The organism is Psychrobacter nivimaris (assembly GCF_043419765.1).
Taxonomy (GTDB): Bacteria; Pseudomonadota; Gammaproteobacteria; order Pseudomonadales; family Moraxellaceae; genus Psychrobacter.
Map to the genome: position 1 here is coordinate 669377 of NZ_JBHOFX010000001.1, position 20138 is coordinate 689514.

Annotated in this window: 19 protein-coding genes; 9 read left to right on the forward strand and 10 right to left on the reverse strand. The window is 42.4% G+C overall.

The window, feature by feature from the left end; all coding sequences use genetic code 11:
- Positions 1-128 precede the first annotated feature (128 nt).
- Positions 129-1022: an S-methyl-5'-thioadenosine phosphorylase gene (gene mtnP, locus ACHEVO_RS02415; RefSeq protein WP_394123765.1), complete on the forward strand. Its 894-nt coding sequence runs from the start codon at positions 129-131 to the stop codon at positions 1020-1022.
- Between the two features lie 158 nt (positions 1023-1180).
- Here mtnP and ACHEVO_RS02420 read toward each other — a convergent pair whose 3' ends face one another.
- The 6 genes from ACHEVO_RS02420 to ACHEVO_RS02445 form a co-directional block, all read right to left on the reverse strand.
- Positions 1181-2224: a methyltransferase domain-containing protein gene (locus ACHEVO_RS02420; RefSeq protein WP_394123766.1), complete on the reverse strand. Its 1044-nt coding sequence runs from the start codon at positions 2222-2224 to the stop codon at positions 1181-1183.
- Between the two features lie 280 nt (positions 2225-2504).
- Positions 2505-3167 carry a TIGR04282 family arsenosugar biosynthesis glycosyltransferase gene (locus ACHEVO_RS02425; protein ID WP_394123767.1) on the reverse strand — a complete coding sequence of 221 codons (663 nt, stop codon included), beginning with the start codon at positions 3165-3167 and terminating at the stop codon, positions 2505-2507.
- A gap of 84 nt (positions 3168-3251) precedes the next feature.
- A complete protein-coding gene (locus tag ACHEVO_RS02430) occupies positions 3252-3971 on the reverse strand; it encodes a TIGR04283 family arsenosugar biosynthesis glycosyltransferase (protein WP_394123768.1) in 720 nt (239 codons plus the stop codon).
- 30 nt (positions 3972-4001) lie between these two features.
- Complete coding sequence (locus ACHEVO_RS02435) at positions 4002-4823, reverse strand: DUF547 domain-containing protein (protein ID WP_394123769.1); 822 nt, start codon at positions 4821-4823, stop codon at positions 4002-4004.
- Positions 4824-4958: 135 nt separating this feature from the next.
- Complete coding sequence (gene arsS, locus ACHEVO_RS02440; protein ID WP_394123770.1) at positions 4959-5951, reverse strand: arsenosugar biosynthesis radical SAM (seleno)protein ArsS; 993 nt, start codon at positions 5949-5951, stop codon at positions 4959-4961.
- Positions 5952-6156: 205 nt separating this feature from the next.
- A complete protein-coding gene (locus ACHEVO_RS02445; RefSeq protein WP_394123771.1) occupies positions 6157-7383 on the reverse strand; it encodes an FAD-dependent oxidoreductase in 1227 nt (408 codons plus the stop codon).
- A 351-nt stretch (positions 7384-7734) separates the two neighbouring features.
- Between ACHEVO_RS02445 and ACHEVO_RS02450 the strand changes: the two genes are divergently transcribed.
- From ACHEVO_RS02450 to ACHEVO_RS02475, 6 genes are all read left to right on the forward strand, one after another.
- Positions 7735-8691, forward strand: coding sequence for an alpha/beta fold hydrolase (locus ACHEVO_RS02450; RefSeq protein WP_394123772.1), 957 nt, complete (start codon positions 7735-7737; stop codon positions 8689-8691).
- Positions 8692-8915: 224 nt separating this feature from the next.
- Positions 8916-9737: a 2,3,4,5-tetrahydropyridine-2,6-dicarboxylate N-succinyltransferase gene (gene dapD, locus ACHEVO_RS02455; protein ID WP_057760881.1), complete on the forward strand. Its 822-nt coding sequence runs from the start codon at positions 8916-8918 to the stop codon at positions 9735-9737.
- 225 nt (positions 9738-9962) lie between these two features.
- On the forward strand, positions 9963-10694 hold the full coding sequence (queE, locus tag ACHEVO_RS02460) for a 7-carboxy-7-deazaguanine synthase QueE (protein WP_057760883.1): 732 nt from the start codon (positions 9963-9965) through the stop codon (positions 10692-10694).
- A 61-nt stretch (positions 10695-10755) separates the two neighbouring features.
- Positions 10756-11907 (forward strand): multidrug resistance efflux transporter family protein, encoded by a 1152-nt coding sequence (locus tag ACHEVO_RS02465; RefSeq protein ID WP_394123773.1) that lies wholly within the window; start codon positions 10756-10758, stop codon positions 11905-11907.
- A 100-nt stretch (positions 11908-12007) separates the two neighbouring features.
- Complete coding sequence (locus ACHEVO_RS02470; protein ID WP_290175471.1) at positions 12008-12643, forward strand: trimeric intracellular cation channel family protein; 636 nt, start codon at positions 12008-12010, stop codon at positions 12641-12643.
- Positions 12644-12714: 71 nt separating this feature from the next.
- Positions 12715-13380: a trimeric intracellular cation channel family protein gene (locus tag ACHEVO_RS02475; protein WP_394123774.1), complete on the forward strand. Its 666-nt coding sequence runs from the start codon at positions 12715-12717 to the stop codon at positions 13378-13380.
- Positions 13381-13467: 87 nt separating this feature from the next.
- Here ACHEVO_RS02475 and ACHEVO_RS02480 read toward each other — a convergent pair whose 3' ends face one another.
- Positions 13468-15336 (reverse strand): single-stranded-DNA-specific exonuclease RecJ, encoded by a 1869-nt coding sequence (locus tag ACHEVO_RS02480; protein ID WP_394123775.1) that lies wholly within the window; start codon positions 15334-15336, stop codon positions 13468-13470.
- A 317-nt stretch (positions 15337-15653) separates the two neighbouring features.
- Here ACHEVO_RS02480 and ACHEVO_RS02485 point away from each other — a divergent pair, with 317 nt between their 5' ends.
- Together ACHEVO_RS02485 and ACHEVO_RS02490 are read left to right on the forward strand one after the other, a co-directional pair.
- The gene (locus tag ACHEVO_RS02485) at positions 15654-16169 is read left to right on the forward strand and encodes a hypothetical protein (RefSeq protein WP_057760892.1); all 516 of its coding nucleotides are present in this window, start codon (positions 15654-15656) and stop codon (positions 16167-16169) included.
- 184 nt (positions 16170-16353) lie between these two features.
- Positions 16354-16743 (forward strand): hypothetical protein, encoded by a 390-nt coding sequence (locus tag ACHEVO_RS02490; protein ID WP_201567403.1) that lies wholly within the window; start codon positions 16354-16356, stop codon positions 16741-16743.
- 98 nt (positions 16744-16841) lie between these two features.
- Here ACHEVO_RS02490 and ACHEVO_RS02495 read toward each other — a convergent pair whose 3' ends face one another.
- The 3 genes from ACHEVO_RS02495 to ACHEVO_RS02505 form a co-directional block, all read right to left on the reverse strand.
- Entirely contained in the window at positions 16842-17219 is a 378-nt protein-coding gene (locus ACHEVO_RS02495; RefSeq protein ID WP_394123776.1) for a hypothetical protein, read from the reverse strand.
- Between the two features lie 315 nt (positions 17220-17534).
- Positions 17535-18908: an AbiH family protein gene (locus tag ACHEVO_RS02500; RefSeq protein ID WP_394123777.1), complete on the reverse strand. Its 1374-nt coding sequence runs from the start codon at positions 18906-18908 to the stop codon at positions 17535-17537.
- Between the two features lie 146 nt (positions 18909-19054).
- A complete protein-coding gene (locus ACHEVO_RS02505; protein WP_394123778.1) occupies positions 19055-20107 on the reverse strand; it encodes a pyridoxal phosphate-dependent aminotransferase in 1053 nt (350 codons plus the stop codon).
- Positions 20108-20138: the final 31 nt, after the last annotated feature.

Here is a 20138-nt window from a genome sequence, read left to right on the forward strand (position 1 = left end):
TGAGGACTCTCGATTTATAACTATAAGGGCAAAAGTTCTGCTATATTTTATCTGAGCTATTTTTGGTTCAGGATGTTACATGGCACTAGTCTGTGTCTCTCTTTTATTAACCCATTCGGATAGTCCTTATGACAATACCCCACACGGAAGTACTGGCAACGTTATCTGCTGATATTGCTATCATCGGTGGCAGCGGTCTCTACCAAATGTCATCGCTGACCAACAAACGCAGTGTGACGATACAGACGCCTTATGGCAGTCCATCTGATGATATTGTCTTAGGTGAGCTTGAGGGAGTGACAGTCGCATTTCTAACACGGCATGGTCAGGGCCACAGACTGACCCCGTCTGAAGTGCCCTATCGTGCCAATATTTATGCACTAAAAACGCTTGGGGTACGCTATATCGTCTCTGTATCCGCAGTTGGCTCATTGCAAGCGCATCTTAAGCCACTAGATATGGTCATTCCAGATCAAATGATTGATATGACTAAGCAGCGAGTGAGTACTTTCTTTGGCGAAGGTGCCGTCGCCCATGTGTCGATGGCAGACCCACTATGCCCTGCCCTAGCAGACATCTTGACGCGCGCTTATGACCAAGCAAATATTGCAGAAGGTAGCAGTCATTCTAAAGCAACTTATATCTGTATCGAAGGCCCTCAGTTCTCAACTCGGGCAGAGTCAGAGTGGTATCGTCAGATGCAGGCAGATATTATTGGCATGACCAATATGCCAGAAGCCAAATTGGCACGTGAAGCCAGTATTTCTTATGCCACGTTAGCTCTGGTGACAGACTTCGACTGCTGGCATCCGACGGAAGAAGCCGTCAGTGCCGACTATGCGATAGAAAACCTCATGAAAAATGCGAATAATGCTCAAAAAGTGATACAGGAAGCTGTTGCTTTAATTTCTGCCGAACTACCTGACTCAATTGCTCACAATGCTCTTGCACAAGCATTGGTCACACCTATAGATGCGATGGACGAGCATACCAAGATTAGACTGGCCGCCTTGTTAGCGTAACCTTGATGCGTCTTTTCCATTTTGAACTAAATACTTTCAATCGGTTTAGTCTTAATCTGACTTCAATCAAGTCAAAAAAAGGCCATCATCTAAAATAATGGCCTTTTTCATAATTTAGCATGTATATTTGAATTTATGCTAAATACATCACTTTGGTATTAGCAACAACCGCCCAAGCCAGTTGCCAGCATCATAGGTTGATTAAATGGCATTAGCTCACCGCAGCCCGCAAAAATACCGTAGTGACGACTGTCATCCCCGATAAACTCAAAGTGCGGCGCAAAGCGCGATTCTTGCAGCATGCGAAACGTATTGCCACATACTGGAAATACCCGACCAGCTTCGATAGCATGATGTTTATCTAAATCAAACCGATGCGGTGACTGCTCGATAGTTCCTTTATATATCACCGCTTGTCCGTGATCTTCGCAAGCATCCTCAAGCGAGTCGATTTTAAATAAGCGGTAAGTCGCAGAGAAAAACTGAATATCACCAATTTTGGCTGCTAAAGCAGGATCTGTAATCTCAAGTGGGCGATCTTCAACCAGACGTATGTCTAAGAAACCTGCATCTCGTGACAAACGGTTAAAATCCTTCCAATACAATGCACCGCTCAAACATTCGCCATATAAGACTGGGTCATCAATTAAGTGTTTCGGGATACGGCGATCAGCATAGACGTCAGAAAAATAAAACTCCCCACCAGGTTTCAGCAAACGCTGCACACTGGCCATAACTGCAGCTTTATCTGGTGATAAATTGATAACGCAGTTTGAGACGATAATATCAAAGCTATTAGCCTCAAGGTCTAGTTCATCTAGTTTCTCGATATAGCCATGTAAAAATGTCACATTATCATAGCCAAACTTATCGACATGATAGGCTTGATGCTGTTTGGCAACGGCTAGCTGCTCATCGGTCATATCAACACCGACTACGTGCCCACTCTCACCAACCAGTTGCGCCAATGCGTAAACATCTCGGCCTGAACCACTGCCCAAGTCTAAAATTCGGCAGCCCTCAAGCAGTGCTGGACATACCAGACCACAGCCGTAATAACGATTCAATACCTCATCGTGAATATTTGCGAGTAAGGGCTTGAGCCACTCAGGCATATTGCTGATATCACAACAAGCCGAAGTCTTTAAATCATCGGTACTCTGTAACTCTTTGCCATAGTAATTTTGTACGACGTCATGCATAACAATATCCTTATTGAATGTACCATCCAGTTAAAAGTATTAGGGCGTGTCCTCATTTTAAAAATGGTGATAAAAATGAGATAAATTGCAGTCAAACAAGAAAAATAGCGCAGATAATATCGAGATATTAGTCAGCTATTTGACGCCGTTTGGCAAGATTTAGCCATTTTTAACCCATTTAGATAACTATCGATTGAATTGAGGACACGCCCTAGTAAATCATCTTAGAATATACAACTACGTTGGTGAGTTTATTAATCCATTTTTCAATGAAGCGTTATCAGCTATTATCGACCTTAATATTGACGTGAGAATCTAACCAGCCTGACGGCAAATGTACTAGATCTTCAGGCTCATCAATGTCATGTAACGGTGTTAACAATGCCAATGTCCAACCCAAATCCGCCACATGCTGCTTGGTCACAGTGGCCACACTAGCCGTACTCCAAACAATGTCCGAAAACAAGCTTGCATCAACCTCTCTAAATCCTAACAGTACATAACCACCATCAGTCGCTGGAATCATGACCACATCCTGTTGATTTAGCTGCTGTACCGCTGTCTGAATACATCCTGACGTAAGACTAGGACAGTCCGTACCAATTAACACAACCTTTTTAAAACGTTGCAATGCTTGCTGACTGGCTATCAACATACGCAAACCCAAATCACCCTCTGCCTGCGCAGACCAACGCAATGAGTCAGGCAAATCAAATGCTTGCCAGCATGGATCTGTTGGTGCTGGACTCACACATAGCTCAACGGTAAAGCCCGTATCAATAGCCTGCTCAATACTATGCAGTAAGAGTTGCCTTGCCATACGTGCAGCGCCATCTACCCCTAGCGCTGGCTGCAAACGGGTTTTTGCCTTATTAGGCGCTGGATACTTTGCAAACAGAATGATGCAGGTATCTTGCTGTTTTGCAGATGAATTAGCTGTCACTATAACGGTCTCTCAATTAGTCAAATGTACAAGGACGAACTCTTTCTTATTTTGTCTATCATATTTATAAATCAAACAATCTCACTACTTATGGTAGCGTTGCTTTAAAACGTTAGGCGATACGCCGCGCCAATAATCAAAGCGCAAATGCCACATCAAGAAAATCGTCCGCCATGTACCATGCTGCTGCCAACGCCTCGCTGAGGTCGTCACTGTGCTTTTTAAACAAGCGGGCCTACTAATGGTTTTTAGACGCTTACATAGCTCAACATCTTCCATCAATGGCTGATCAGGATAGCCACCAATCTGCTCGAACAAAGACTTTTTGATAAATATTGCTTGATCACCAGTGGCTATACCCATTAAGCGCGAGCGTTGATTTATCATTAATCCGACGATTTTTAACAATGGCTCACGACTATCTAAACGGACATCAAAACGTCCCCAATCGTACTGAGCTACTGCCTGCTGAACGTTATCTATCGCGTCAACTGGCAGCTCGGTATCAGCATGTAAAAATAGCAACACGTCACCTGTTGCCAACATAGCGCCCGTATTCATTTGCCGTGCACGTCCTACCGTAGATTCGATAACACGCCATTCGATAGCTGATTGAGCAATCTCTGTACTTTTGAGCATCTCTTTGGCGACAGTAACCGAACCATCCACTGAACCACCATCGACCAATATCAATTGTTGCGGTGCTGGATCGAGATGGACAATATGAGCCATAAGCTCAGGCAAGTTATCCGCTTCATTTAATAATGGAACAATAATTGATAGGTTCAATGGATATACCGTCACGTTAATCAGCGATTAAGATTAAAAACTGGCTTATTTTTTATTCAAATTCCAGTTGTAGTCGGTATAGCTTATTTTTATCTTGCCTTGTTTGAGATCTGCTGTCTGAGCTTTGCTCAATCCTAATGACGAGCTGTAACGACCTAAAAACCCTGCCAAATCTTTTGTGCCACGCCAATTGGTTGCAAAATCCTCTTTATACCATTTAAAAATTGGTGATACTTTGAGCGTATCGCCTTTGAGACTGTTGCGGCTACTGTCTGCTAAAAACTTAGACGTTGCCTGCTCTAACTGACTGTCTAAACGCTTGCCAGTAAAGGCATCATCTTGCAGTGCAGGGCAACCGATACTGGCACAATTGACCGCAAAATGAATTCTCGGATCGTTGTAACGTTTAGAACCACGAATCAAGTTGTGCTCGATATCATCAAGTGAGCGCGTCTTACCGAGTAGCGAAACAAACTCTTGCTTCCATGGTGACCCAAACAGTCCGCCAATATCTTTGATAGATTTGACGTTTGGATATTTCGTCAATACCAAATCAACCGTACCAGCGTTATAAACATTGATTAAAAATGCCAACTGCTCATTTTTACTCCAACGATTGAACTCTGATTGAGATACCTTGCTCGTCGCTTCTAGATAGCTTGTCAGCTTACTTTGATCTGCTTTCATACCAGCATAATTGACCACTGAAGCTTTGCCACCGTTGGTCATGGTCACATGCTTATTTAATAAGCTATCCCAGCTCTGATGGTTGAAGTCAGCATGAGCAGCCACACTTGCTAATAAAATAGTCGTAGCAATCACTGGTTGGGCGAAAAACGTCTTCGCTGAAAAGTTAAATACTGACATAGGACTTACTCCGTTTACACTGATTGTTTTTTATCTAAATTTTTATGTATGCTAAAAGCACCTATGTTTAAAGTACTTAGGCTTAAAGCATCTATGTTTAAAGTGCTTATATTGAAAGTGCTTACATTAGAATAGCTAAGGCGTGTCTGCTAACGCTGGCTCTACTGGCTCTTCTTCTAACGCGCCGCCACAGCTACTGCCCTGTCCTGCTGTACAACCATAGCAGTGGTCAGCAATGGCGATGTCATCACCAGAAGGGTTTTGCGTTAACAAATCACTTAGGTGTCGCCGTGACTTGTTGGGGACAGGTATCTCTAGCTGCTGATTAAAATCACAATCAAATAGCTCACCTAACCAATTGACACTAATGGTCGAACGGCACATGACCTCGGCTAAATTGGCAGCCATATAATTAGTTTTGAGCAAATCCATATACGGATGGAACTGGTCTTTTGCCAATAGCACCGCCCCAAAACGCTGAATTGGCATATTTGTTAGGGCAAACAGATGATTAAACTCGATGTCAAAGTGCGCTTTTAACTCACGCTTGTAATCTGCTTCAAGCTGGTGTTGATTGGGCGGCAACGTCGCACCTTGTGGGTTGTAGACCAAATTTAATGTTAAACTTGAATCAGGCTTGCCGTACCCCAAGCTGTTGAGCTTCTGTAATCCCAATATACTGTCATCAAACGCACCTTTACCGCGCTGTTTATCCACGTTTTCTAAGGAATAACAAGGCAGAGACGCCACCACTTCAACTTGGTTGTCTGCCAAAAACTGCGCCATATCCTCATAACCCTCTTCCATAAGAATGGTCAGGTTACAGCGGTCTATTACTTTGACACCTAATGCCCGAGCGGCCGTGACCAAATACTTAAAATCCTCGTGCATCTCAGGCGCACCGCCCGTCAAATCAAGTGTATCGATGTTTTGTGCTTGTAATACCTCTGGTATCAGCTCAACCAACTCACGTGACATCATCTCGGTACGATAAGGGCTGGCAGCCACATGACAGTGCACGCAGGACATATTGCATAAGTAGCCCATATTGACTTGTAATATCGTCAATTGACGTCGTTTTATCGCTGGAAAATCAGTATGCTCAAGTAACTCGATAGTTGATTTCATGGTGGTCTAAAATCCTGTTAGCAGTACAACTAAAAAAGGATAGCAACGTAACATTAAAGATTAGAAAACACAGATAGCGCATTGCTTTTACTGTTTATTTTTAATATTTACAACGTAAAACCTGATTGCTTACTTTACGGTTTATCTAATCAATCATACCTGATTATGAATACGCATTGATGACTAATCAGATGGATTTTATGGTTTATTCCAAATGAGCATTAACCTTCGTTAGTTTCTTATCAGCTTCGATGAACCGCTTATCAATATACTTTTTGAGATGCCATACCCAGCGACCTTGTAGATTTACATTACCCCAACTACCAATGGCGTATTTATCACCGCAAGACAGCAGATATAGCGTGCGCGACTTTGGCTGATAACTCTTCATTACGTTGTCACCCAGATAGGCCAATAAATTATCAGCTTCGACAGCACCACCATGCACCGAGTGAACCCCTGAGTGCGCCACGTATTTATCGATTCGTGTCGCCACATCACCAACCGCAAACACATTAGGATGAGAGACGCTCTGTTGCTTATCGTTTACTGCGACAAACCCATCACCTTCGATTTCTAAATCCGTAGAAGCTGTCCATGCCGACCCTATGACGCCAGTCGCAGCGATGACCGCATTGATGGGCAATGATTTATGCGTAGTTGATAATTTACCGTCACGATAATCGCTCGCTCGTTCTCGAACTATCGTAATATCATGACGATGTAACTGCTTAATAACCCGCTGTCGAAAGCCTGAATTAAACCCTGACAAGAGATTCTCGCCGCATATCAATATCACTTGATGGTGACGATTGATGTTCCGTAGTGCAACTTGAGCGGCCATGACCAACTCTATGGCCGCAGCGCCTGCCCCAATAATAGCCAATTGGTACTTTTCAGATGACTGGGCATCCTTCAAAATCCGCTGCCATTGGGTGATAAATGTTGATAACGGTCGTATGGCAATCACGTCAGTATCAGCATGGGCATTAACAGCGCCAACATCAACATCTGTATCGTCACTGTCGCTTCTGTGATCCTTGTGATTGTATAGCCAACGCATGTCTGTATCTGCGCCCGTATTTAGAGACAAGACGTCGTAGTCAAAATCCGTTTGTTCATCGCCAGTCGTAACCACCTTGTTTGACGCTGCGTTTACTTTTACAAGCGATTGCTGAATAAAGCGCACGCCTGCTCGTACACAAAGCGATTTGATATCGATACTGATATCATGCAGCTGATAATGCCCTGCCATCCAACCCGGTAACATGCCAGAATATATCGTTTGCGGTTGCTCACTAATTAAGTGAATGTCTGCATCGGTCGTATCGGTATTCTTTAAACGCGCTGCGCTAAATCGGCGTAACATGCCAATGTGAGCATGACCTGCCCCTGCCAATAGTAGTGTCTTTTTCGGTGAAAATTTTGTCATAGATGATTCTATCAAGCCGATTGGTTGCTGTTAGTGTTTGATGGAATGTTGATTAATATAAATGACTTTAAAAACTCATTTAAAAGTATCATATAAATAAGACAAATCTGTTGCAGGCGAACAGTAAGAGCGTAAATGGCTTATGTAGCGTCAAAAGTACTTACTGCGCTAGGGCTTGCTCTTATTTTAAAAATAGCGATAAAAACAATAAAATAAGGTGAAATTATTTACCAACGCCCAGTACAATAGAACATTATAAGAGCCGCATGATAAATTGCGCTGCTTGACCCATTATTTGAGAAACATCGTCAAAACCGTTAATGAAAATTATAAGTAATCAAGGAACATTACATGAGTACCAACATCGATACCAGTAACGATCACATTTTGTCTTCTGACAATATTCACTACTTGCATCATGACTTTTTTGAACCAAGTAGCAAAGACGTCGAGATTAGCGCGACTTTACTGATTGTGCATGGCATGGCAGAGCACAGCGGTCGCTATAACGATTTTGCACAGTTTTTAGCAGATAATGGTATCGCTGTGGCCACTTATGATCATTTGGGTCATGGACAGACTATCAAGACTGAAGCCGATCTTGGGTTTTTTGGTGAGGAGCATCCGGTACAGTCGTTACTAAAAGACGTGATTGTGATGGCCGATAGCCTAAAAGACCGTCATCCAGACGTCCCGCATTTTGTGATGGGTCACTCAATGGGGTCGTTTATCGTGCGCAATGTACTGAAACATCATGCGCATAATTTTACAGGCGCCATCCTAATGGGTTCCGCAGACGCTAACCCACTGGCCAAGGTTCTATTACCTATTAACAAGCTACTCGCCAGAGTCGCCCCAAGACAACCGAATACAGTTTTTGCCAAGGTGATGAACAAAGTCCTTAACAGCCAACTATCTGATCGTAATTCGTCCTCACAGTTTGCGTGGCTCAGTGAAAATACCGCAAACATTGAAGCCTATGAAGCCGATCCTAAGACTGGTTTTGACTTTACCAATAATGGCTTTATGACATTGTTTACGCTTATGGATACTGGACTGAATAAAAATTGGGCTACCACTATTGCCAAAAACTTCCCAATGCTATTTATCAGCGGTGAAGATGATCCGATTGGTGAAATGGGTCGCGGTATACGTAGGGTTGTCACGCGTCTGGATAAGCGTCATTTCAGTCATGTCGATATTCAGCTGTATCCTAATATGCGCCATGAAGTGCTGCACGAAAAGGATAAACAGACTGTGTATCAAGATATTTTAGAGTGGATAGAGACCAACACGACAGACGATTAAATCATGATAAATGAGTTGTTTTGAGGGAGTACCTGAAAACGACTCATTCAATACTGTCATAATAAGACCCTCAACGTGTTTGCTAAAAGCGGTCAAATTAGCGACAATACGGCAAGCAAGTTTTTGGACCAAGCCATACCTTGAATTTTCTTTAGGCCGGGTCATATAAGTCTTTAACCATAACATTAAGATCACCCTCCCTTTCATTCATTTTAGGAACCTTTATGTCATTACAACAAACCATCGAACAAGCATTTGAAAATCGCAATGAATACAGCCCAGCTAATATGCCACAAGACGTGCGCGATGCTATCAATCAAGTACTTGAGCAACTAGATAACGGTAGCCTGCGCGTAGCAGAAAAGAAAGATGGCGAATGGGTTGTCAATCAGTGGGCCAAAAAAGCCGTACTATTGTCTTTCCGTTTAAACGATAACTACGTCCAAGCCGCTGGCGAACACGTACAGTTCTATGACAAAGTACCGACTAAATTTGCTAACTGGACTGAAGCACAGTTTAAAGAAGCAGGCGTACGCGTTGTACCACCAGCTGTCGCTCGTAGAGGTTCATTCATCGCAGCAGGCGCAGTATTGATGCCGTCATACGTCAACATCGGTGCATATGTCGATCAAGGTGCGATGGTTGATACATGGGCGACTGTTGGTTCATGTGCTCAAATCGGTAAAAACGTGCATCTGTCAGGCGGCGTTGGCATCGGTGGCGTATTAGAGCCATTGCAAGCAAACCCTACCATCATCGAAGACAACTGCTTCATCGGTGCACGCTCTGAAATCGTTGAAGGCGTTATCGTTGAAGAAGGCGCTGTCATCTCTATGGGCGTCTACATCGGTCAATCGACGCGCATCTATGATCGCGAGACTGGCGAGATTCATCGTGGTCGTGTACCGGCAGGTTCTGTTGTCGTACCAGGTAGCTTACCGTCAGAAGATGGCACGCACAGCTTGTACGCTGCTATCATTGTGAAAAAAGTTGATGCGCAAACTCGTGCAAAAACATCAGTAAACGAGCTATTACGCCTAGCCTAAATACTTAGTACGTACCATTATTTGGTACATAATATTGTTTTATATGAAGATGCTGGAGGATGACTCCAGCATCTTTTTTGCAGCTTAATATAACGCGTTACGTTATAATCCTCTTTTAGTTTGTCTTTATACAAACACAAAATCATTCGTACCATCCCCTGCCTTTTTATTACGATTGATAAGCGCTTCATCGCCTTATCGACCTTTAACTGTATTTGAAATATTATGAGTGAATCATCATTACGCACCGCCGCTATCCCTGTCACTGACCCCGAAGCAGGGTTACGTCTGACTGAGATTTTTTATTCCTTACAAGGTGAGGCAATCACTTCAGGCTTGCCGACGATATTTGTGCGTCTAACGGGCTGCCCGCTGCGCTGCGTCTATTGTGATACCGAATATGCTTTTACTGGCGGTGAACGTCAATCATTAGAAACCATCATAGAAACCATCAAAGGTTATCCGTGCAAGCGCATCTGTCTGACGGGCGGTGAGCCATTAGCACAGCCAAATGCCATTGAATTGATGAAACGTTTGCTGAGCGATGGGTATGAGATATCCCTTGAAACCGCAGGCGCGCTCACGGTAGAAAACGTGCCAGCAGCAGTCAGTAAGGTAATGGATCTCAAAACACCAAGCTCAGGCGAAGTCGATAAAAATCTATGGTCAAACCTCGACTATCTCACTCAGCATGACCAAATCAAGTTTGTCATTATGAATCGTACAGATTACGACTGGGCAAAAGCTAAATTGACCGAGTATAAGCTAAACGAACTGGTCGGTACGGTATGGTTCTCTCCGATGTTTAATGTCGCAGATGATGTCGATGAACAGCTTAGCCCTGAAGTACCTGTATTGGCGCGCGAGCTAGCAGAATGGATGTTGGCTGATGCCTTGCCAGTTCGCTTTCAGCTGCAATTACATAAGATCATTTGGGCGGATGCCAAAGGCAAGTAACTATCAGCAAGTAACAAACAGAAAGTGTTAACACGTTGAGTGCCATGGATAAGGTAGCGGTATGATCAAACTCATTTTATTGGGCTTGCTAGCGGGTGCGTTTTTTAGCTCGACATTTATCTTAAATGAGCTCATGAGTAGCGCAGGTGGACATTGGTTTTGGTCAGCGAGTCTACGCTATGTCTTTATGCTATTGATTATCACCGCCGTTATTGCGATACAACATGGCTTTGGTCGTATTAAAGCGCTAATGAATATTTTTCTTCAGCATTGGGGCTTTTGGTGCATTACTGGCAGTATTGGGTTTGGACTGTTTTATACCGGTATTTGCTATGCCGCAGATCATGTTGCGGGATGGGTAGTAGCAGCTACCTTTATGTTTACCGTCGTCACCAGTTTGCTTGTACTATTGGCATTTGGTCAACGTTTTGATAAAAAATTCATCGTATATGCTGTCATTGTCTTTATCGGTGTAGCACTCGTCAATATCAGTGAAGGTCTGCATGCTGCCTCTATAACTGATGCTGTTCCAATGTCTGACATGCTGCTCTACGGTGCGCTACCCGCTCTTATCGCCGCTTTTAGCTACCCAATTGGTAACCAGCTGGTTTGGCAGGCTTCTCATAATGCCCGCCAGCGCAATACTGAACTACAGAAGGCAGCAGCGTTGAACGCTCAAAGAGCTAGTATTGGTATTGATATTAACGATCAAAGTGAACCACTCATATCCGAAGCTTATGATCTGCCAGCTACGACATATGATGCTACCGACCTCGATATCGTACTTCAAAGTAACAACACTGCGGCAACCTCATTTCTACAAAATCTAATTGCTCGTATTCCTTCTATCGAAACCACGCTACTGCAAAATGCCTTTAACAAAGTGTGGCTAATGACTCTTGGGTGTTTGCCATTTTGGCTGTTTTTGGGCATTATAGTGCGCCCTGACCAGCCCCACTCCTCCCAAATAATCAATACGTTGCTCGTTGCTCTATTGGCAGGCGTGGCAGCGACCACTATATTTCTGTATGCGCGCGAGCAAGCTGTTACTTCAAGCGAAGTTGCAGGGGTTGACTCAACTCAAGCCAGTGAAGTTATTTTTGCTTTGATTGGGGGTATATTATTGTTAGATAACGCCATACCTTCGGCGATGGGACTGGTCGGTATAGGGCTAATTATTGTAGGGCTGATATTCTTTGCAAAAGACGGTTAAATGGCACTATAACACTACGCCTATTTCGTTAAATTTATGCATTGAATAACCGCCTAAAAAACACCTATCACTTTGATGATCTCGATTTGGCACTATAACCATGGGTAATGCTTTGATTTTTCCTGATATTCTATTATATTTATTGGACATGGTTGGCATTGTTGCCTGCGCGATTGCAGGGACTTTGCTTGCGCAGCATAAAGGCTTCGACATTGCTGGGTGTATTCTGGTAGCAATGGTCAATGCCATCGGCGGTGGTACTTTACGTGATATGGCTCTCGACCGTCACCCTCTATTTTGGATGACTGACCTTAATTACGTGATCGTTATCACGGTGACCTCTCTTATTTTACAAATATTCTTTCACCTTTATCATAAGATTGACAACGCATTGAAGCTTTTTGATGCTATTGGGCTAGCAGCTTTTAGTGTCATTGGTTTTAAGGTAGCCTTAACCTTAGACATGTCTCCCCTCATTGCTATTATGATGGGGGTCTGGACTGCCATTATCGGTGGTTTGCTCCGTGATATCATTTGTAATGAGATTCCGCTGGTACTACAGCGTGAGATTTATATTACTGCCAGTATCGCAGGGTCTGTGACCTATTTATGTTTACAGTATTTTGGGGTGGGCGCCAGTCTCAACGAATTTATTATGCTGTTTGTCATCTTTGCAGTTCGTATGCTCGCGCTCAGATTCGACTGGCATCTACCTTCTATTCGACTCGTGGACTGATTGATTGAGCAAGACTCTGCGTAGATGGCCTTTGTTTGACTGACAATAATTGAAAATAGTGAGAATTGCCCATGTTGGCTATTGTATTGGACCCTACCGTACTGATCACTACTTTTGACCCGCGCTCTTTGATATATTTCTTCGATATGATTGGTATTATCGCCTGTAGTGTTTCAGGAACGATACTTGCTAAGCACAAAAACTTCGACGTCTTCGGCTGTCTGCTCGTGTCTATCGTCACTGCTATCGGCGGCGGTACGGTACGTGATGTCATTTTGGATCGCCATCCGTTATTTTGGATGGTAGATATGAGCTATCTGACCCTCATTACGATTTCATCGCTAGCGATGCAGATATTTTTTCATCCAAACTCTAGACGAGTGGATAAGTTCCTTAAACTATCTGACACCATTGGTCTGTCAGCATTTACGCTAATCGGTATCAAAGTTGCTGATAGCATGGGTGCCAATGTGCCTGTAGCGCTATTATTAGGTGTGATTACCATTGTGGTTGGTGGCATCATTCGCGATATGATTTGCAATGAGATTCCATTGGTACTACAGCAAGAGATTTACATCACCGCAGCGTTAACGGGTGGTATTCTGTACTTTGCTCTAAAGAACTTAGGAGTGACAGATTGGGTAGCTGACATCTCTACGATGAGTACGATTTTTACTTTGCGTATGCTTGCTATTCGTTACGATTGGCAGTTCCCCACACTAGAGTGGAAATACTGATACTAGGGCGTGTCTTCATTCCAAAAATACCAACGCGCCCATCTTTGAGCGCGTTGGTATTATCGATTTGGCATTGCCGTTTTAGCCTTACTCTACCACAGCCAAATCCTTGACCATCAGCTGTAAGCTTTGCTTGCCATTCCATTCATTGATGTCTAGCTGAAATAATAAATGGACTTGCTTGGCACGGTAATCCCAAGCGTCATTATCGAAGTTAAAGCAAATGGCCTCTATCGGATATTGAACGTCTGGATAGCGTAGCGATAACTTAAGATGTTTGTCTTTTAAAATCTTGAAGCTCAATACCTCAAACACACCGTCAAATATCGGTGGTGCAAATCCATGACCCCAGATACTGGCATCGGCTAAATGCTCGGCAAACCACAAGCTAAAGTCACTCGCTTGCAAAGGTCCATCGGTGAATTTTTGCTCTGCAAATACCTCATCATCCATCTGAGCCATCACTTCGTTAAAAGCTGTGACAAATGCCTCAAAGTTACGGCGCTTGAGGGTCAGACCTGCTGCCATCGCGTGCCCACCGAAGTGACTGATTAAGTCTGGATAACGCTCAGCAACTTGTTCAATCGCATCACGAATATGTACGCCAGCGATAGAACGTGCAGAACCTTTAATAGCACTATCTTCATCCGTTTGTTCAGTGTCTGCTGGTGCAAAAACGATACTGGGTAAATAATGGCTTTCTTTTAAGCGACCAGCGACAATGCCAATAACTCCTTGATGCCAGTCATCTTGGTATAGAATAATACTACGCGCACCTGAATTGCTAGTCTTAGCAGTAGAGACAGCTTGAGTAGCCACATTCTGAGTAACAAGCGCTTGAGTAATTGTGTCATCGTTACTAGTATTATCATTATCATTGATATCGCCACTCACACTCTCGTCGCTATTATTTTCATTAGCCAGTGCTTGTACGATACTATCAGCTTGCGCACGCATCTCGCCCTCTACATGACGACGCGTACGGTTCAACTGTTCAAGCTCTTGTGCCAAACGTTGTGCGGTGCTCCAGTCTTCAGTCAATAAGCATTCGATACCGATGCGCATATTATCCATACGCCCAGCTGCATTGATACGTGGCCCTAATACAAAACCAAAATCCTGAGCATGAAGCTGTTTGGGATCACGGCCCGCTTGCTCAAGCAATGCCAGTATTCCTATACAGCAGCGGCCTTGACGAATAGCCGATAATCCGTGATGTACCAAGATACGGTTGTTTTTATCCAGTACCCCAACGTCTGCAATCGTCCCAAGTGCGACCAAATCCAAATATTGGCTCACCTGTACCGTAGACTTGCCAGCTTCGCGGCGCAACTTTGCTAAGCGTCCGAGCACATAAAATGCGACTCCAACTCCGACCAATGCCTTACTAGCGAAATTACACGCCAGCTGATTGGGGTTGACCACCGCTTCCGCAGGTGGCGTTTCTTTGGTCGTGAGATGGTGGTCGGTGATAATCACCGTGATACCATCAGCTTGGGCGCGTGCCACCCCTTCATGACTTGAGATACCATTATCAACAGTCACTATCATATCTGGCTGAAAATTCTCAATACCTAACTCGACAATCTCTGGCGTCAGGCCATAACCGTACTTAAAACGATCTGGTACTAGGAAATCAACGACCGCACCCATTTTTGTGAGCGCGCGCATCATTAGTGCCGTACTGGTAGCACCATCACAGTCAAAGTCACCAACGATCAAGATACGCTGACGCTCATCAATGGCCACATCTAATAAGCGCACGGCTTCAGTGACACCGTGCAGGGCCTCAGCAGGCAATAGACCTGATAGGCTAGTCTCCAGCTCATCAAGCGCAGTGATACCTCGCCCTGCATACAGACGGGCAAGCGTGAATGATTGAGCGGCAAATGGTTGCAGCGCGGCGGGCAACTCGTCGATGCGAGTGCTGGTATAACGGGGGGTTAAATTTAGCATGAGGGTATTCTACTGGCTTTAGTAGAGGGTCACAATGACAATTTATACTACCTCTGTATATCATTAGGCATTGTGCAACCTGATGAATAATGCCTGTAAACTAGCAATAATTGATACCGCCATTTTTATAGCTCATGTAAATCACCTTCGTTTAATCACTTACAAAAAAGGTGCACAGTGTGAGCAATTTCATTCATTTTGCTACAAAGCAATGATTGTAAGCCACGCATAAATCCATAAAATAGTAAGCAACTGAAAGATTTGTTATCTATTGAACTTTTTATCATTTATATTTTAATTATTTATAAGGACACTTTATGAAAACCACGCCACTTGCTGAAAAACTTCCAAATACGATCGACCCTAACCTAGACCTTGATAAGGTTAAGAAAGAATGTCAGGGAATGGTAAAGAGACGCGCTAGAGTTTCTGCTGGTGTAGCAGTCGTTCCAGTGCCATTTTTTGATGTGGCAGTTGATGCGGGCATGTTGACGCAGTTGATTCCAGAAATTAGTGAGCGTTTCGGTCTCATTGAAGATCGTCAGTCGGCTATTAACCTAGAATCACGCGAAGTACATTGGAGCGCAGTAAAAGATCGTACCGTAGATTTCGCTGGTCTAATGGCAACACGTGGTATCGTCAAAAAAACCATTCAAGGTTTCGGTGGTCGTATCGCTGCTAAACAAGTGACCAAGTTTATCCCACTTGGCGGTCAATTGGTTGCTGCAACGATGGGCTATACCATTTTTAAGAAAATCGCCAATGACCATATCAATGAATGCTATAAGTTAGCAAAAGATATTCAGCAAAAAGAACACGGCAAAAACGTGTAAATAAGCCGAATAGCTTAGTCTATATCAAGCCAGTTAAGTGATTACTTAGCTGGCTTTTTTGTGGTTTATACAGATAGGTTATAGCGCTGCAAAATAAAATGCGCTTGTGGTTAATGATGTTATTGCTAGGTTTTACTGATAATATACAGCTTGATTTATGACAGACACCTTAAAGGACTAACTTATGAAAAAAATCTTGGCTTCAACGATGATGCTAGCGACTTTTGCTTTGGCGGGGTGTACCACAACAGGTGCTACAAACAACGGTACAGGTACAGCAATCGGTACCGCAAACGAGATCGGTATGAATGTTTTTAGAGCTGCGATCGACAACCAATGCCGTAGCCAAATCGAAAAACAAAACGCGTGGCGTGTTGCAAGCGTCGCCATGACAGAAGCACAGCAAGAATCTGTTAAAACCAATGTTTGTGGCTGTGTCAGTGAGCAAGCACCGCAGCAAGTGACGATTGTTGAACTGGGCAATGCCGCGATTGACTCTCAGTACCGTACTCAGTTAGTCGCACAAGTCGTCGCCAAATCTCTACAGAGCTGCTATACAAGCTTTGTTCAATAGAACAATCAAATGATTCGTTAGAATAAAAAATAATAAAAAGGGTGCGTTATACATAACGCACCCTTTTTATTGCTAACAGATTAGTTCAATCAATTAGCCTAAAATTTATTTGTATCAGATGGTTGAGACGTTATAGAAGCCGTAAAAGGTAACGATTGGCTACGACGGAAATACTTCGAGGTGCTATCAATAATTTTATCTACTTCCTTAATTAAATCATTGATTACATCATCATAAATACCATGGTATAGCTCTTTTTCAAATGCTGTAAATGGGTGTTTGCGCGATGCTGAACCCACCTCAGTGACACCGTCTTTACTATAAAAAATATCTACGCGACCATTACTATTCAACACACAATTTAATAGTCCGCCTTCAATCTCCATCTCTACGCGTTCTGGCATAAAAATATAGTCATCCACATTGATAAGCTTTTTCTCTACTTCTCGTTTAAAAAATGATTTGATATCGAACATAGGTACATCCCTAACTTTATAATTATAAGATACGTGAGCATGCCGAGCACTGTGACTGTTACCCAGTATTCATCCGCGTGATTAACGGGTCATGCTTTACTCAGTTATCCTATAAGATAGCGTTAGATTATTTAAGGTGCGATATGTAAAACTGCGTTTGATGTTGGTAAAAATGAGAGACTACAGGTGGTTCTCTTTGTAGATATCGGGTGCGGGTTCAAATATTAACCAACCTTTTTTTATCCATTCTTGAATAATATCCTTGCCCATTATATGCATAAGATTAGCAAGTGACATGTGTTGTGACTGATGATACTAAACCTTTATAACAACCCTATTCAGCAGGTTCTCACTGTTGAGACTAAACATTTCTCTGATATACTCGGCATCTGAAGAATCTAAAGAGTGTCCCCAAATAATAATCTCATAGTCATTTTGAAGCAGGTAATCTATAGGCGGCTTATTTATTAACTTTACGTCAGTATTATCTAAGAACATATAATCTGTATTGTTTACAATTTTTTGAAAAGTTTTAACAAAGCCATATACTTTATATTTTTTCAGTTGTTCTTCATCTAAATCGCTGATTCCAAAAACGATATTCTTACGTTCTGCACTGCCATGAATATACTCCACTTCTATTTGATTAAGTTGATCATCAAGAATCTTCGGATACAGCCTTTCAAAAGTATTGGAATAATTAAATGTATAAACTGCATCAATCTCTTTTCCTAAATCACCAAAACTATTAAAAGGTCTAACTGGCTTAAGTTGATTAATTACTAAGTTTATATAGCTAGTAAATATTTCCGAGAAAAAAGTTAGATCTGCTAATAGCCTTCCAAATAATTCAGCTCCTTTAAAACCAGTATAAGAACTGGAAATTCTATCCAAGTACTTTGTATCTATAACTCTATCTATATCAAAGTTCATAAAGATACTAGATTCATGGCTCTTATCAGCTTTTGCCTTTTCTCTTTTATCATGACTATCATACAATCTAAAATTCTCAACTGCTTTACTCATGCTATAGTTGCTAATTTCTTCGCATGAACCGAATATTTTTGAGATAATAGAAAAATCTCTAAGAATTCTTTGTATTTGAGTACTCTTAAATCTCATTTCATTGAGGTACTTTGGAGAAAACTGAACTAACTTATCACCTAAAAATTTATCAAAATCAGCTTTGCTAGTTTGATATCTATCGATTTGATATTCAGTATTAAAATTTATATTTACACTTGAAATAGTACTGTGATCAAAGTCTTTACTGAGAAGAGTATCAATACTTAATAAAACATTTTCTATCTCAGTCTCAAAATCAATCCACGTATCTACATCGGTCAGATGATGCTTGAAATGCTGAAACCAACCATTATTTATTAACTTCTCTTGCAGATCATTCACGGTATGAATCGATAACCTCAAATTATCTGTTTTATACAACTGCCTAGTCTTTGTAAAAAAATCTTTATCTCTATCGGAACATTCACCTGCGATATATTTGCGGAATAAACTATCAAATCCCAGCTCAGTGTCTTCTTCACTGTCTTCTACTATTTTCATTGCGTCCATAAAATGTACGTAAGCCGTTGGTAAATAGTGAGCTAAATCAAAACCATTGCCTAATACAAATATTCTTTTAGTATCCAAAGCCATAACTCCTTCAAATGTTTTTTCATTATACATTAGCAAACTATATTTGACTGACGTAGGAATTACGAACTCTAAAAGTAATTGTTGGTAGAATTTACCCTTTAATTTATTCCAAAAAAAAGGAAGCGACCAATAAGCAACTTCCCTTTTTTATTATCGAACTGCATTAACTAAGTTAGTTAGACCCAGCCTTTTTCACGAAATGATTTGAGTACCTCTACAAATACTGCCATCTCATCAGGTCGGCCAAGTGTTAAGCGATTAAAGCCAGTGATTGGCGCAAACTCACGCCCGACAGCGATACCATGTTCTCGCATTCTATCGATATAGGTTTGCACATCGCCTTTTATCTCATGGAATATAAAGCTCGCTTGTGATGGCAAATAGCGCAAACCAAGCTCATCTAATGTTTGCTCAACCAGCTGACGCGATTGATTGGCTGTACGTAAGCTCAATGCTAGAAATGCTTCATCATCAAGCGTCGCTAACGCAGCTACAGCACCTGACAAATTGGTATTATCAATCGAGATAAATGCTTCTAATCTAGCAATCGTTTGCGGGCTAGCAACTGCATAGCCGACACGCATGCCAGCGAGTGCACATAGTTTTGAGAAAGTACGCACCACAACGATATTTTCTGAGTACTCCTCTCGTATCCATGCGACACCACTCTCAAAACTTGGATCAGTCACATACTCTGAATAAGCTTCATCGAGTAAAAAGTAATGGTTACTTGGTGCATTTCCTACCCATTCTTTGAGCTTTACTGTGTCAGTAATAGTCGACGTTGGGTTGTTTGGATTGCACAGATAAAACAAGCTAATACCGTCAAAGCCATCAGCCACTTTTTGCATACCTTGCAAGTCAAAGGCGTAGTTTTCAGTCGTCAGCGGTACTTTTACCACAGGTACATCGATAGATGTCGCATATAACTCAGCATAGGCAAAGGTTGGATGCGGCACAATAACTTGGAACTTCTTGCCTGCTACTAATGCTTGATTTTGTAGCATTTGGACGACAGTACGAATATTTTCACTAGAGCCACTGCCTAGAGAAATTTGACTCTCTGTCACACCGTTTATCTCAGCGACTTTGGTAATAAGAGCCGCACGTTGGTCATCGGGATAACGAAAGCCGATGTCTAAAGAGTTGATAACCGCTTGTTTGGCAGCATCTGACATACCGAGTGAATTTTCGTTAGAGTTTAATTCTATTAAGTTGTTGGTAAGCACAGTGAATAATACGCCTAGATTATGTCCATTC

What these genes read in the sequence shown, in the direction of transcription:
- mtnP (WP_394123765.1), top strand. Translation starts at nt 129, where the DNA reads ATGACAATACCCCACACGGAAGTACTGGCAACGTTATCTGCTGATATT.
- ACHEVO_RS02420 (WP_394123766.1), bottom strand. Translation starts at nt 2,224, where the DNA reads ATGCATGACGTCGTACAAAATTACTATGGCAAAGAGTTACAGAGTACC.
- ACHEVO_RS02435 (WP_394123769.1), bottom strand. Translation starts at nt 4,823, where the DNA reads ATGTCAGTATTTAACTTTTCAGCGAAGACGTTTTTCGCCCAACCAGTG.
- arsS (WP_394123770.1), bottom strand. Translation starts at nt 5,951, where the DNA reads ATGAAATCAACTATCGAGTTACTTGAGCATACTGATTTTCCAGCGATA.
- ACHEVO_RS02445 (WP_394123771.1), bottom strand. Translation starts at nt 7,383, where the DNA reads ATGACAAAATTTTCACCGAAAAAGACACTACTATTGGCAGGGGCAGGT.
- ACHEVO_RS02450 (WP_394123772.1), top strand. Translation starts at nt 7,735, where the DNA reads ATGAGTACCAACATCGATACCAGTAACGATCACATTTTGTCTTCTGAC.
- dapD (WP_057760881.1), top strand. Translation starts at nt 8,916, where the DNA reads ATGTCATTACAACAAACCATCGAACAAGCATTTGAAAATCGCAATGAA.
- queE (WP_057760883.1), top strand. Translation starts at nt 9,963, where the DNA reads ATGAGTGAATCATCATTACGCACCGCCGCTATCCCTGTCACTGACCCC.
- ACHEVO_RS02465 (WP_394123773.1), top strand. Translation starts at nt 10,756, where the DNA reads ATGATCAAACTCATTTTATTGGGCTTGCTAGCGGGTGCGTTTTTTAGC.
- ACHEVO_RS02470 (WP_290175471.1), top strand. Translation starts at nt 12,008, where the DNA reads ATGGGTAATGCTTTGATTTTTCCTGATATTCTATTATATTTATTGGAC.
- ACHEVO_RS02475 (WP_394123774.1), top strand. Translation starts at nt 12,715, where the DNA reads ATGTTGGCTATTGTATTGGACCCTACCGTACTGATCACTACTTTTGAC.
- ACHEVO_RS02480 (WP_394123775.1), bottom strand. Translation starts at nt 15,336, where the DNA reads ATGCTAAATTTAACCCCCCGTTATACCAGCACTCGCATCGACGAGTTG.
- ACHEVO_RS02485 (WP_057760892.1), top strand. Translation starts at nt 15,654, where the DNA reads ATGAAAACCACGCCACTTGCTGAAAAACTTCCAAATACGATCGACCCT.
- ACHEVO_RS02490 (WP_201567403.1), top strand. Translation starts at nt 16,354, where the DNA reads ATGAAAAAAATCTTGGCTTCAACGATGATGCTAGCGACTTTTGCTTTG.
- ACHEVO_RS02495 (WP_394123776.1), bottom strand. Translation starts at nt 17,219, where the DNA reads ATGTTCGATATCAAATCATTTTTTAAACGAGAAGTAGAGAAAAAGCTT.
- ACHEVO_RS02500 (WP_394123777.1), bottom strand. Translation starts at nt 18,908, where the DNA reads ATGTATAATGAAAAAACATTTGAAGGAGTTATGGCTTTGGATACTAAA.